Origin of the sequence: Psychrobacter sp. DM4 (assembly GCF_051307035.1) — a bacterium.
Taxonomy (GTDB): Bacteria; Pseudomonadota; Gammaproteobacteria; order Pseudomonadales; family Moraxellaceae; genus Psychrobacter.
Genome location: NZ_CP195536.1, coordinates 2,201,958 through 2,216,373 on the forward strand (window position 1 = coordinate 2,201,958; position 14,416 = coordinate 2,216,373).

The window sequence follows — 14,416 nt, forward strand, 5'->3', positions numbered from 1 at the left end:
GCATAGACGCTTCCATATTGATATATTGAGTTATTAAGATGGGTTGATAGCGCGAACTATATAACTGGGCTTGATCAGTCCTTGCAACAAGGCATAAGGCACCAGTAAATCCACAGCACCAGTACTATTTTTTGAAGGATTACTGGCCTTTATTAGCGTATCAGCTTGATAGACCATATGTAATCCCGCCTCATCAAGATACCATTGCTCTGAGAGCTGTAGTGGCCACTCATCGAGATATTGCTTTTTTACCCCTTGCAAGATTAACCAGTCTTTTTTGGCTGTTTGAAAAGTAGCCAACAACTTGTCTCGGTCTACCTCTGGCAGTAAAATGTCTTCAATAGTAAGTTGTAGCTTTTTTTGCATATCGAGCATGACATAATTGAACTGCTCGTTGCTATCGTATTTTGACACGCTAGAGCGAACAAATAGATAACCTGTAGCGATATTGTCTTGACTAGAGACAGGATTAAATATCATCTCGGTATCAATACGCTGATACATGGGCAGCGTACTCACAGCACTCTCACCATATTCAATCTGATTGAGTAGCATAAGGATGATTTTTTTAGCCGCTTCATCTTCGCTGGTTAAGGGCATCTCTGGCGCCAGTACATGAGCGATTGTTTGCCACATAATACTCGTAAGCCAAGGCTGTTTGGGAGAAAAATCCACAATATTTAGCTCAAAATACTGACAGGATTTTTCCGAACAATTTGGCTGACGAGCAACGGCCTGCTGTTTGATAATCCGAATATTCGTAGCCGTCGAACTGCTACTATTAATAGGTTCAACCGTATCGACTATTGCGGTATCCACGTCTGATTTCGTACTGATATTTGTATCAAACTCTTTGGCAGACTCAACTTCGGCTTGCTGCTCAAACATAGACTTTGGCTGCGGTTTACAGCCTAGTAATACCGCTAAGATTAGGACAATCATTATCCAAATCAGTACAGAAAACCATCTGTGCACGCGAGTATTATGCTGGGCATTCATAGAAGTGACTACTAAAGTAAAGGAATTAAAATATTAGCACAGCAGATGAGGCAGAGGTAGGTTGAATATTACTCTTGTATGTCAAATACTGTGTGACCCTTGTGTATGAAGTTGAGACAAACTCTATGACTAAAACCCTCTACTTGTCTGTTTTGGAGTGGTCTAAGTTATGCTCATCTTCTTTATGAGTAGTTGGCTTTTTTGGCTCACTACTGGTGGCGGATTGGCGGCTACTACGTCTAGGAATGAGTAACAAAGCGGCACCAACCGCGCTCAAAGCTACCCACTTTTTTATAGTCATATCGTACTCCCGCATTTAACAGATTAATAAAGCAAGTATTAGCGGTTCAAGGGATACGTCGTCACGCCGCTACCGCTCGCACTTGGGCTATCAACTCGCGTAAAACCTGAAGGTGACGATCTTGGCGTTTGGTCACGCTTTGGTATCAGAGGGTTTAGGTTCATAAGCTCATAATCTGCGCTGACGTCGCCATTCCAGCCTTCTGTACCGCTAAGGGGTAACTGTTTGATCGTGCCATTCTTGTCGATGACCAACTGTAGTACGCGCATCTGATTGTATTTGCGCTCTGTTACGCTCGCCACTGCCCCGCCATCACGTAAGATAGTCGGCTGTAAAAAGATAATCAAATTGCTTTTTTGAGCACTATCACTATCTGAGCGAAATAGTCGCCCAATAAAAGGCACATTACCCAAGCCTGGCACTTTTTGCTGGCGGGTCGTTGTGTTGTCACGCATTAGGCCACCTAAAGCGATTGTCTGCTGATCGTCAGCCAAAATCGTCGTATTGATGAGGCTTTTATTGGTGATAATGCCATTAGCATTGCCAACGCTACCGGGTACTACCGAGGATACTTCTTGCGAGACCTCTAATCGCACCGTACCATTATCACCGATGTGCGGGATCACATTGAGATTGATACCGATATCTTGACGCTCAATAGTCTGAAAAGGGTTGGTTGATGAGTTGCCACTAGTCGTAAATGATCCTGTCACAAAAGGCACATTCTGACCAACTAAGATACTGGCCTTTTCATTATCTAAAGTCAAAATAGAGGGCATAGAGAGTAGATTGGCGCTGGTAGAGGAGTCTAATGCTTGCAAAATAGCGCCATAAAACTCTGTATTACCATTGCTGTCTTTGCGGCTATCGCCAATACCAACCAAAGCGCCAACGATTGAGTTGGCAGCAGCACTAATACCTGCAGCTCCTGCTGCGCCGCCGCCTGATAGAGCTGCGGCCGCAAGGGAGGCGGCACTCGCGCCTACATTATTGAAGTTAACGACGCCATAACCACTATTGGCGTTACCTAATGCCCATTGAACCCCAAGCTGAGTGGCATCATCACCTGATACCTCAACGATAGCGGCCTGAATGAGCACCTGCGCGCGGCGATTATCGAGCTGATTGACGGCCTCTTCAATCTCAAACATGAGCTCAGGCGCTGCATTGACGATGACCGAGTTTTGCGTTTCATCGGCGATAATACTAAAAGGTCTGCCGCTTGCATTAGCAGAACTGTTCGCTGCAATAGGCGCAGCCCCATTGTTATTCAGCGCTTCTGTGGCATCGCTATTAAGGGTGACGCCCGCTGTGCTTGCACCTGCAAGTGATGCTGGTTCCAGAGTTGAGACGGCTCCAGCGCTATTGATAGATTGATTGGCCAATAACCCACGTAGCATGTCAGCGATATGATTTGCGCTGGCATATTTCAGACGGAACACGCGCAAGCCACTAAGTCTACGAGAAGGCGTCGTGTCTAGCTGATTGACCATCTCTTGTACTTTGGCAATCATCTCAGGACTGCCCTTGACGAGTAGCCTATCACTTGCCGAGTCTGCAATGACCTTTAACTGACTACTTCCTGGCGTAGCAGCGCCAGCACTGGTGACCAAACTGCTAATGAGATCCATCATACGTTCAGCGTCTACGTGACGCAGAGGAATGACCTGTAAGCTCTCATTGACATTGCTATCTAAATCACGGATGAGTGCTGTCAACTGGTTCAGACTATCAGCGCGATCAGATAGCACCAGCGCATTGACACCAGGAACGGCAGCAGCATGCGCCGATTGCGGCATCAAAGGACGAATCACGCCCAGCACTTCAGCCGCTTGCGTATTTGTCAGATAAATCACTCGCGTGGCCAAGGCTTCACCTACGCTAGTACCGCGTAGATCGACTTCAACACCAGATTGTTTGGCGACATTATCTGGTACCAGTTTGGTCGTCGTCCCTGAGTCGATAGCAGCGATGCCATTGACTTGCATTACACTCAAAAACAACTGATAGATCTCATCACGTGACAACGCTCGGTTTGAGATCACCGTCACGTTGCCATTGATACGTGGATCAAGCACAAAATTTTGATTGGTAATGGTCGCCACTTCATTAATAAAGGCTTTGATATCTGCATCTTGTAGATTGACCTTCCAGCTCTCGCTATGAGCAAGCCCCATGCTCGCCGCCCACAATGGCAGCGCTAAACATAGCGGACGACAATAGCCCAACAAGCGTTGCAATGAGAGGCGCAAGGGCGTAACTGAAAATTTATGCAAACTTACCATGATAATCAATACCTACTGTGGTGGTGCTCAGTATAAGCTAAAACGCGACTGAAATAAGGGGAATAAAAGCGACTCATTTTACGGTTTACATTGACAGCTTTAAACTACGGATAAAAGACTGCTTAAATCTATTGATCTCAAGCTACTATTTAAGATCACTATTCAAAGCTACTATATAGAATTATCTGTAAAAAAGTTGCCTATTAAAATTAGAGCTACCTGCTAAAACTGCTGACGAATCGTAATAACTTGATCGCCGCGCTGTACTTCTATTTGTGCTTCGCCCGATTTTTGTACTTGTTGTAATAGGCTTGAGTCTTGAGCTGGGTTGTTACCGACGCCTTGACCATTGACGCTTAGAACCTTGTCGCCAGGCTCTAGCCCTAAGCGATTGCGCAAGCTCGATGGCATGGCAGCTGTAACTTGATAACCCTCACCTGAAGCCATGACACCCATACGACTCAGATAGCTGGCAGGATTATCTTGCAAAGCGGTCACCGCTTCATTAATAGCGGACTGTGGATTCTCATCAGCGCTATCAGTAGCCGCAGGTGGATTTAGACTGTCCTCTATGGGTGCAATAGCTTGTGGGAGCGCTATAGTATCCTCTGCTGGCAAACGCTGATTGCTCATACCATTAGCGATCACATCACTTTGATCAAGCGTTAAGCGGTCGGGCATTCTAATAACGGTTTGCTGATCACTACTGTCTGAGATGATAATAGCATCCCAATCGACTGCGATTAGGGTGTAGCCGCTGTCTTTTAGCGCGTCGCCGATACGATAGTTTTTGACCTCACCATTGACATCGAGGAGCGCTGAGGACAAGCTATCAGGTATAGCGAGTAGCACACCCTTGAGACCTATGTTAGGCGGCGGCAATATGGCAGCGGCAATAGGCGCAGGATCTGCAAAAATAGCAAATAGGCTACTGTCGCCTGCCTCTATTGAGGTGTTGTTTTGCAAAGGTACTAACGGCAAGGCGGGTACTGTGGGTGCTGCCAGTAATAACCATAGCAAACGTGCTACCGTCCAACTGAGCCAAATAATCGCTAATAATAACAGCCATCCTGAAAAACGATTCAAAACATCTACGGCAGGTTTGAGACGATCGCGCGCAGGTATCATCTAGGGTGTCCCTGCGCTTGATAAGCCTGTCAACAACGGCTGACGCACGCTGACCACTGAGGTATCTTGAGGCGCTTGACCTTGATACTCTGGCATATTCTCAAGCAAGCGCTGGGTCAAGCTGACATCGACCATATTATCACCATCAATATATAAGTCTCCCAAACGCTTGTCTTGATTGTTTAGTAGATTGATATGCAGCATATTTTTGTCACTTTTTTGCTCTTGGCTCAGCTCAGCGCGCATCGCAGGCATCGTGATATAGAACACTTTGCTACCACTAGGATAACCGACCTCGCCGCCCACCCAAGTGAGTTGTCCATCCGCTTCGCTAAATCCCGCTGCCTGTGCGTCTGAACCCGTTCGGCGTTGCAAAGAGACATTATTTACCTGTATAGGGGTATTGGGCAGTTGCCAATCGACCACGCTAGTTAGGGTCTCAGGTGCTATTTTTCCACTCATATCATCCACTTGCCACGCACTACGACCCAGTTTGACTTGCCCCTCTAGGCGCGTCTGACCCGTGTTGATCTCGACATCAGCGCCAATTCTGCCCAAGAATAGCTGCCATGGTTGCCAAACCCAAGTGGCCGTACCTGTCAGTGGCGCGTCAGGTGCTGGCATCTGCCAAATAGCTGAGCCTTGCCATAAGTTACCTGAAACGTGCTGTACATAATTATTATTTGGCGCATATTTTTGAATGACCCACGCCGCAGGCATCTGAAGCACCGCAAATAATGCAAACAAAATCAAGCCGATGAGCCACCAAAGCTTACGCGGACGTTTATGAGACGAGGTTGACGACTGTGACACTATTAAATGACTCTTATAATAAACAAAAACGTCATTATCATAGCAAACAATGCCCTATAGATGACAGAAAAAAAGCCAGTATCTTTTGACCGAGCAATGGTCATAAAAATACTGGCTTTTGTTTTTTGACTTAAGAGACAATATTACTCGTAGCTAATAAGCGATTGTTTGATGAGTCATAGGACTTTTGTCAATATAAGTTAAGCGTAAAAATTATATAGCAAAACTCTCAAGACTTTGACCATCAGCTAATGCTTCGACAAGCCATGTTGGCTTACGACCGCGACCTGTCCAAGTCTCGTCTTCGTTATTGGTATTGCGATATTTGACATTGCGTTTTTTGGTTAGCTTCTCACCCGCTTCTAATATCTCATCAATAGTGCTGTGACTCTCTTCAGCGATTTTTTCAAACTGCGTATAAGCATCATACAAACGCTGATGCTGCTTTTTGGCGATGAGTTGCTGAGCATTCTCAGTAATAGCGCGTAGCTCGTCAACGTCTAGATTGTCTAAATCAATAGCATTATTCTTACTCATAGTGACCTCGTTCTGAACCGTGATAGACTTGATAATTGGTATCGACATTATCAAGTCAAAAATAAAAGAGTAATAATACTGAACTTATTCTTAGTATTTTATAGCAGATAATATAAAGCTCTAAGAAAATATCAAACATACCTTTTAAGACTAATGGATAGCGGCTTAGTATTATTGCTGAGCACATTAGCATAATTTTTATTATTGATAAGTAATAAAATATTAATAATGAAGTTTTTATTTTTAAAGAATTTTTAACTACGCAACGCCTCTTTAGGTTATTTTATTTTAAATAAACAGAAGTTTGTAAAATTGTTTATCATTTAAAGTTAAAAAAAGAATGCTTCTTAGTATTTTTTATAGTTAAACAAGGTAGGTTTTGATTACCCTATAGTGAGCGCAATGAGTCATTAAATATAAAAAACCCCGCCAGTAGCGAGGTTTATGTTCCTTTCTTACACATCCTTTCTTATATAAGTTAGAACGGAATATCATCATCAACAGGACCATCAGGCATCGCATTAGACTTAGGCGCTGAACTTGAAGCGTTAGATGCAAAGCTATTTTGCGGCGTGGTCGGCTTTTGGTTGTTGTTAAAGGTGTTTTGATTATTGTTTTGAGTGATACCTTGAGCACCGCCTTGATTATAATTATCTTGCGGCTGCTGACCAAAGTTATTTGAACCGCCTTGATTGCCATAGCTCTCATTGCCGCCTTGACCACCCGTTGCGCCATCTAGCATCTGCATTTGCTCTGCGCGAATCTCAGTAATATAACGATCTTGTCCGTTTGGATCTTGATATTTACGAGTACGCAAACTGCCTTCAATATAGACTTTGCTACCTTTACGCAGATACTGCGCTGCAATCTCGCCTAAGCGATTAAACAGCGAGATACGATGCCACTCCGTCGCTTCTCTTTTTTCTCCGCTTTGCTTATCCGTCCATTGCTCTGAGGTCGCCACTGAGATGTTCGTAACACTACCGCCATTGTTGAATTGACGCGCTTCAGGATCTGCACCAAGATTACCGATAATGATAACTTTATTAACGCCGCGCATAATACCTTCCTTTTATTTATGAATCATACAATCAGTCATGTATTAAAGAGACGACTGATAATCTAAGTTTACTTTAACCAATTTTTGTTCAAATATCTAGAGCTAGTTTTCAAGTTACGACAATGAATGTCGCGACCTATTGAATAACCAATAGTTAATACAATACCTTTGTATATCAGTATTATTTGTCAGTCTCTTTACGCTGCATACTCAATGTCACGCTACCAAGCTCCACCCCAAACTTACTCATCACCGCGCGATTAAGCATGACATCATCGCTGATCAGATACATCCAATCGTCAAACTTGACTTCATAAGTCTTGTCATCAACTGGCAAATCTAGCACATAACTCCAGTGAAAGGCATTACCCACAACCTCGCCTTTGGCAGTACCGATAACGTCTCCTGCGGTACCCGTCCATTGACCATTAGGCTGCTCGGTCAAACGCCATATGCGTTGTGACTTAGTGCCGTCTGCCCAGTCGAAATTTTCATTGAGTACAATAACATTATCGCCTTCGTGGGTCGCGTCAATGTCGACATAAAAACGTTTTTTGACCTCGCCACTACGCCCTTGGAACATGCCATAGCCATCAATTTGACCCGAAAAAAACTCATGCATATCAAGCGTTGGCGTGGCGTTTTGATAGGTTTGAATATTTTGAGTGGCACAGCCAGATGCCAATAGTGTTGCTGATAATAGCACTCCGAGTCCCAGCTTAATCTTGAGCTTAAAAGCTGAAGTAGCGCTCGACTTTGGGTTTGTCTGACCAGTCGATAATATTTTAAATTTATTCATTATAATTCCCTTTATATCAATAGTTGAAACGATTAAATATTTAGCGGGCTTTGCGCCAGATCAGATAGCTGTGCGCGTGAGTTATCAGTCAACTGAGTCTTGTCCAACTTTAAATAAGCGACTTGCTCTTTTGCCATCACGACCAATTCATCAACGCCATCGACTGCCATCACTTGCTGTGACCAATGCTGTATATCAATGTTCTTAGGAATAGTGACAGTGGTACTTGATAGATAAGGCGGCTGAGATATAGGTAAGATAAGCAGTAGTGCTGCGCCCATAATAGCTGCCAATATACCCCATGCCAGTAGATTGGGCTGAGTCAATAATAGACCACCCATCGCCCCGCCGATAAAGGCACCAAAGAACTGACTTGATGAATTTAGTCCCATCGCAGTGGCTTTGTTAGCGACAGGCGCGCGCTTGGATATCCACGACGGAATGGTTGCCTCTAACAGATTAAATCCCATAAAATAAAGTAATAGCCCTAGGATAATGCCAACACCGACCTGACTACCTACGGCTAATACTATTAATGATGCGGTCATCAAGACCATAGCACCTAAGAATACTTGACGCATTTTGCGTTTTTTTTCAGCGATGATGATAAAGGGAATCGCGACAGCAAAACCGATGAATAAAAGCGGCAAATAAACCAGACCTTGCTGACGAACGGATAAGCCCATCACCTCACTCAGTTGATGCGGCAAAATCACAAATATCGCCGTCATCGTCAGATGTAGCGCAAAGATGCCAATGTGCAAACGGTTCAAATCGCCGATTTTGAGAACGGTAGCGAGCTGCTCACCGATCGACTTATTGTCCAGATTATGCTTGAGGACACGTAGTGGCGTAGGTACGACGAACAGTAATAACATCGCTAAAATAGCGAACCCTGAGGTCAGCCAAAACAGTCCAGAGATACCGAGCGAGCCGACCAGTAGCGGTCCAAAGGCAAAGGCGAGCATGATAGAGGTCGCAATGGTCAAGCCCATCGTCGCCATGGCTTTGGTGCGCATCTCCTCACGGGTGACATCCGCCAGTAGCGCCATGAGTACCGCCGATACTGCGCCACTTCCTGCCAGCGCGCGACCGATGATAACCTCGTAGATATCGGTGGCATTGGCGGCAATGATACCGCCCAATGCAAATAGTATTAACCCGAGCATGATAATTGGCTTACGAGGGAATTTGTCCGCGGCAAGGCTCATGGGTATCTGAAATATCGCCTGACCCAGCCCATAAATCCCGACTGCCAAACCGATCAAAAACGGCGTAGCGTGTGCGTAATTATCGCCGTAGACCGAAAACACTGGCACGATCATAAACAGACCAATCATGCGCAGGGCAAAGATACCACCGACCCCAAAGATTGCCCGTTTTTCTACGCTGTTCATACTTGCCTCACAGGGATATCAAATAGCGACTGACCATCAAGCCTTGTCACTCCAAGAACGACGTTACTTTGTGCTCGTCAGTATTCGCGACCAATCAAGCACCCTAGTATAAGACATTCGCCGTCAGCTTGCCGAAACTTTTACGCTGCTATTCTCAAGTCCTACTTGGTTATTTTTACCCTTAATTATGACGCTATAGTTTTATGAATCAGAGCGTTTAAAGCACAGCTAAGCCTTGAATAATGCCATTGTCATAACAATATAGAACAGCACAACTGACATCATCAAAGGGTGCATTTTCGCTTTTAATAAATGCATACCAATGGATAACAACAAGCTAAAATCATCCCGTTATTATGATTGACTGTCTATAACCTTTAATCCTAAAGCCCTTTAACACTTAATCCCAAAACTTACTCATATTTCAATCTTTGTTTTATTTTCAGCCTAACGTTTATCTCTTTATAACGCTCTTAGCCCATAGGAAACCTATCTATAATGGCACATGACCATATCGCAATACGCGGCGCTCGTACTCACAATCTCAAAAACATTGATCTCGATATTCCACGTGATAAGTTCGTGGTGATTACTGGTTTATCGGGTTCAGGCAAGTCCTCTTTAGCTTTTGATACGCTGTATGCCGAAGGTCAGCGCCGTTATGTCGAGAGTCTGTCGGCATACGCGCGTCAATTCTTATCGCAAATGGAAAAGCCAGAAGTCGATAGTATCGAAGGGCTGTCTCCTGCGATTGCGATTGAGCAAAAATCAACCAACCATAACCCGCGCTCAACGGTCGGTACGATTACTGAGATTTACGATTATTTGCGCCTGCTGTACGCGCGTATCGGTACACCGTTCTGCCCTGAGCACAATGAGCCTATGGTCGCGCAGTCCGTGACCGAAATGGTCGATCAAGTCATGGCCTTGCCTACTGATACCAAGATTATGATCTTGGCACCTGTGATTCGTGAGCGTAAAGGCGAGCATACGGTTTTGCTAGAGCAGCTGATTGGACAAGGCTTTGTGCGCGTACGCGTCGACGGTCATGTCTATGACACCGATGAGTTACCGACTCTCGATAAAAAGAAAAAACATACCATCGAGGTGGTCGTTGATCGCTTTAAAGTACGTGATGATTTGGGTAACCGCGTCGCCGAAAGTTTGGAGACCGCGTTGCGTTTGGGTCAAGGTCTTGTCACCCTACACTTTATGGATGGCAATCCAGTCGAGGGTGGCGATCAGAATCAAGTGATGTCCGCCAAGCACTCTTGCCCCGTCTGTGATCGCGCCGTCTCTGAGCTTGAGCCGCGCATGTTTAGTTTTAACAATCCATACGGCGCTTGTCCGAGCTGTGATGGTCTGGGTAAACGCCAATACTTTGCAGCCGAAAAGCTCATTACCCATTATGAAAAGACGCTCAATCAAGGGGCGATTAACGGTTGGGATAAACGTCATTCTTATTACTTTGGCTTGCTTAGCACTGTCTGTAAGCATTTTAAAATAGATATGGATGCGCCGTGGCAGGACTTGCCAAAAGCGCAACAAGATCTCATTATGCATGGCTCTGGTAAAGAAAAGCTGACCTTTAACTTTACCGATGAGCGCGGTCGTAAGACCAATAAAACGATTCCTTTTGAAGGCGTGCTACCGTACCTTGAGCGCCGTTATGCCAAAACCCAAAGTAATCTTGTGCGTGATGAGCTAGCCAAATATCTAGCGGACACTACCTGTAACGTCTGTGATGGCGCACGTTTGAACGAAATCTCCCGTAATGTGCGCGTCGACGATCAAACGATCGCTCAAATCGTCAAGCTCTCTATTGGGGACGCGGCTGACTATTATAAAACCCTTAAAATTAGTGGTCATAAAGGGGAAGTCGCAGAAAAAATCTTTAAAGAGATTAATGAGCGTTTGAACTTCCTTGTCAGTGTCGGACTTGATTACCTATCGCTAGCCCGCTCTGCTGAAACCCTATCGGGCGGTGAAGCGCAGCGTATTCGATTGGCTAGCCAAATTGGCGCAGGTTTGATGGGCGTGATGTATGTCCTCGACGAGCCGTCTATTGGCCTGCATCAGCGCGATAACGATCGCTTATTGAAAACTCTAACGCGCTTGCGTGATTTGGGCAATACGGTACTGGTCGTTGAGCATGATGAAGACGCCATTCGCCAAGCGGATCACGTCATCGATATCGGTGTCGGCGCAGGTGTGCATGGTGGTCATATCATCGCTCAAGGCACCGTCAAAGATATCATGGCGAACAAGGAATCGCTGACCGGACAATATATGTCTGGTAAGAAAAAAATCGAGATTCCAAGCATACGTCATAAAGCCAAAACCATAGAAGTGGAAGCGACTGGCAAAGCCAAATCGAAACCAAAAACGAAAAAGATCCCGATGACTATCGAGCTAAAAGGTGCATCTGGTAATAACCTACACGACGTAGATTTGACCCTGCCTATCGGTATCATGACTTGTATCACAGGCGTATCAGGTTCTGGTAAATCAACGCTGATTAACCGCACCTTGATGCCACTTGCTGCGACTCAATTGAACAATGCTTCAACGCTCATTGCGGATAAACACGACAGCATTAGCGGTCTTGAGCATTTAGATAAAATGGTCGACATCGATCAAAGCCCGATCGGTCGTACCCCGCGCTCAAACCCTGCGACCTATACAGGCGTGTTTACGCCCGTACGTGAGATGTTTTCGCAAACCCAAGAAGCTCGTGCTCGCGGTTACAAAGCCGGTCGCTTTAGCTTCAACGTCAAAGGCGGTCGCTGTGAGATGTGTCAGGGCGATGGTCTCATTAAGGTTGAGATGCATTTCTTACCCGATATGTACGTGCCCTGTGATACTTGTCACGGCAAACGCTATAATCGTGAGACGCTAGAGATTCTCTATAAAGGCAAAAACATCGCTGACGTGCTCGATATGACGGTAGAAGATGCGGTTGAATTCTTCTCAGCGATACCCGCAATCTATCGTCGTCTGCAAGCGCTCATGGATGTCGGTCTAAGCTATATCCGCCTCGGTCAATCCGCGCCGACGCTATCCGGTGGTGAAGCACAGCGGGTGAAACTCGCGCGTGAACTTGCCAAACGTGATACGGGACAAACGCTGTATATCTTGGATGAGCCAACCACTGGTTTGCATTTCCATGATATCGATAAGCTCTTGCATATCCTCCATGCACTCCGCGATAAAGGTAATACCATCGTCGTCATCGAGCACAATCTCGACGTTATCAAAACGGCTGATTGGGTGATTGATCTTGGCCCTGAAGGTGGTAAAGGTGGCGGACTGATTATCGCGGAAGGGACGCCTGAGGAAGTGGCAGAAGTGAAAGGCTCGTATACCGGTGAGTTCTTGAAGCCTATGCTTAAGCAAGCGATGAAAGAAGTGAGTTAGTAGGTAACCAGTTAGATAGTGATTGGAAGGCGACTCTTTAGGGAGTGGCCTTTTTTATTGGGTGGAATAAGGCTTTGTCCAATCTGCACACTATATATCCTTATTAAGATATCAAGACCTAGAGCGCGTTGCGTTACCTTTCTTAATCTTTATTAAAAATACTTAAACGTTGATTGTATTAATATTTAAAGGGTTAAATATGATGCGTAGACGCATACGAGATATAAATATCTGGTTAAGAACTTGGTAGCAAGTAATATCACGTACACACTGACACGGCTAACCTCTATCACATCCCCAAAACTCTCAAGGACTTCTTATGAAAAAATTATTGTTCATTATCTTGGCATCTACTGTTGGTATTAGCGCCTGTGCGTCAAGCGACTCATCAAATGGCACAAGCGATCGCAACCATCAAAGACCTGCGATGTCCGCCGATATGAAACAAGCCATGGATGACTGTGCTCAACGAGCTGGCGTGAAACTGACTAGAGACAGTCGTCCAAGTAAAAATGATATGAAGAAAATAGATTCATGCATGAGTGCAAAAGGGTTTGAGAAGCCTGCAGGCCAAGGTCGTCACTAATAACTGGTATTTATTAGATGATTGATGATAAAAGGCTACTCTTTCAGGAGTGGCCTTTTTTGTTGTCCGAAACTTGGTTGTCGTACTTAATCTACTCTATACTACTAATTATCCATCTTCACAATGCCTACTTACTACGACATTGACACTTATTATTCTTGGGTCTTCAAAAACGGCTAAATTTTGAGTAAGCTTCATAGTTGTCGTACAAAAAATAGTATAGTCATCCTCTATAGCCTCGGTTACTTCACATGTTTGTTCTAAGCTAGGAGGTCTACTAGCACTCATTACACAGATTATATCTTTGATGTCAGTCATATTAATTCCAGCTTTATTTAACCCTTCCAAATAATTACTCTTGAAACTATCCTTGTTATCTTCGCCTGTATAAATTGTTGGAAGTATATTTAATAGTCTGTTACCGCTGAATACATGCTTCCAATCATTAAAGTCATAGCCAATCATAGAGTCGTCCTGCCTATAAACGCTACAAACTGTAGTTACAACTGAATCTATAAAGGAGTAATAAAAGTTATAACTCTCAATACTCATATCGTTTACAAAATCATTTTTTGCTTGTGATGTGATGAAAGGTATAGCAAAAGTAGGAATAGATGATAGTGTGCTCGCCTTATCTCTTAAAGCATTCTGGGGTTTGGTCTTGAAACTACTTATTTCACCTATGGTTGAAGGAAGGATTGCAAAAGTCAGTGCTGATATAGTAGCTACTTCTTCTTGAAAAACGCGTAAACCATCAAAGCTAGCCTCCTTTTCAACTAAAAAAACTATGACTTTCTGACTTTTGAGTTGCTGATCTCTATCGACTTCTGTCATATTCTTTAAATCGTCTAAACTAACTATTTTAAAATCTGAATCATGGATATCGATTTTTAAATATCTATTAGAGGCTTTATTAAACCTATCTCTACCAATATTCTGCGCTACCTTCTCAGTTATTTGACCTGTTGTGACGAGCATAAATCCTTCAGGTTCTTTGTGATTAGGAATATCACTCATTGTATATTTAGAAGTACTGCTCATAGTAACGAACTCTTTGTCATGTTTTGGAAAGTATGGATGTATGTGTTATTTTG

Annotated in this window: 12 protein-coding genes; 2 read left to right on the forward strand and 10 right to left on the reverse strand. The window is 44.3% G+C overall.

Annotated features, from left to right (window positions below; all coding sequences use genetic code 11):
* Positions 1–33: 33 nt before the first annotated feature.
* The 9 genes from ACR64G_RS09320 to ACR64G_RS09360 form a co-directional block, all read right to left on the reverse strand.
* A complete protein-coding gene (locus ACR64G_RS09320; protein ID WP_435979019.1) occupies positions 34–999 on the reverse strand; it encodes a hypothetical protein in 966 nt (321 codons plus the stop codon).
* A 139-nt stretch (positions 1,000–1,138) separates the two neighbouring features.
* Positions 1,139–1,300, reverse strand: a complete 162-nt coding sequence (locus ACR64G_RS09325; protein ID WP_435979020.1) for a hypothetical protein — start codon at positions 1,298–1,300, stop codon at positions 1,139–1,141.
* A gap of 38 nt (positions 1,301–1,338) precedes the next feature.
* The gene (gspD, locus tag ACR64G_RS09330) at positions 1,339–3,585 is read right to left on the reverse strand and encodes a type II secretion system secretin GspD (protein ID WP_435979021.1); all 2,247 of its coding nucleotides are present in this window, start codon (positions 3,583–3,585) and stop codon (positions 1,339–1,341) included.
* A 222-nt stretch (positions 3,586–3,807) separates the two neighbouring features.
* Positions 3,808–4,713 (reverse strand): type II secretion system protein N, encoded by a 906-nt coding sequence (locus ACR64G_RS09335; RefSeq protein ID WP_435979022.1) that lies wholly within the window; start codon positions 4,711–4,713, stop codon positions 3,808–3,810.
* Positions 4,714–5,526 carry a type II secretion system protein N gene (gspN, locus tag ACR64G_RS09340; protein ID WP_435979023.1) on the reverse strand — a complete coding sequence of 271 codons (813 nt, stop codon included), beginning with the start codon at positions 5,524–5,526 and terminating at the stop codon, positions 4,714–4,716. It abuts the gene before it with no gap.
* A gap of 213 nt (positions 5,527–5,739) precedes the next feature.
* The gene (locus ACR64G_RS09345; RefSeq protein ID WP_435979024.1) at positions 5,740–6,063 is read right to left on the reverse strand and encodes an H-NS histone family protein; all 324 of its coding nucleotides are present in this window, start codon (positions 6,061–6,063) and stop codon (positions 5,740–5,742) included.
* 478 nt (positions 6,064–6,541) lie between these two features.
* Complete coding sequence (gene ssb / locus ACR64G_RS09350) at positions 6,542–7,123, reverse strand: single-stranded DNA-binding protein (RefSeq protein ID WP_435979025.1); 582 nt, start codon at positions 7,121–7,123, stop codon at positions 6,542–6,544.
* A gap of 181 nt (positions 7,124–7,304) precedes the next feature.
* Positions 7,305–7,922 carry a DUF3833 domain-containing protein gene (locus ACR64G_RS09355; protein WP_435979026.1) on the reverse strand — a complete coding sequence of 206 codons (618 nt, stop codon included), beginning with the start codon at positions 7,920–7,922 and terminating at the stop codon, positions 7,305–7,307.
* A gap of 32 nt (positions 7,923–7,954) precedes the next feature.
* The gene (locus tag ACR64G_RS09360; RefSeq protein ID WP_435979027.1) at positions 7,955–9,319 is read right to left on the reverse strand and encodes an MFS transporter; all 1,365 of its coding nucleotides are present in this window, start codon (positions 9,317–9,319) and stop codon (positions 7,955–7,957) included.
* Between the two features lie 498 nt (positions 9,320–9,817).
* On the opposite strand from ACR64G_RS09360, the gene uvrA reads away from it, so the two are divergent.
* Together uvrA and ACR64G_RS09370 are read left to right on the forward strand one after the other, a co-directional pair.
* Positions 9,818–12,736: an excinuclease ABC subunit UvrA gene (gene uvrA / locus ACR64G_RS09365; protein WP_435979028.1), complete on the forward strand. Its 2,919-nt coding sequence runs from the start codon at positions 9,818–9,820 to the stop codon at positions 12,734–12,736.
* A 319-nt stretch (positions 12,737–13,055) separates the two neighbouring features.
* Positions 13,056–13,322 (forward strand): hypothetical protein, encoded by a 267-nt coding sequence (locus tag ACR64G_RS09370; protein WP_435979029.1) that lies wholly within the window; start codon positions 13,056–13,058, stop codon positions 13,320–13,322.
* Between the two features lie 108 nt (positions 13,323–13,430).
* Here the strand turns inward: ACR64G_RS09370 and ACR64G_RS09375 are convergent, their stop codons facing one another.
* Positions 13,431–14,363, reverse strand: a complete 933-nt coding sequence (locus tag ACR64G_RS09375) for a hypothetical protein (protein ID WP_435979030.1) — start codon at positions 14,361–14,363, stop codon at positions 13,431–13,433.
* Between the last annotated feature and the right edge of the window lie 53 nt (positions 14,364–14,416).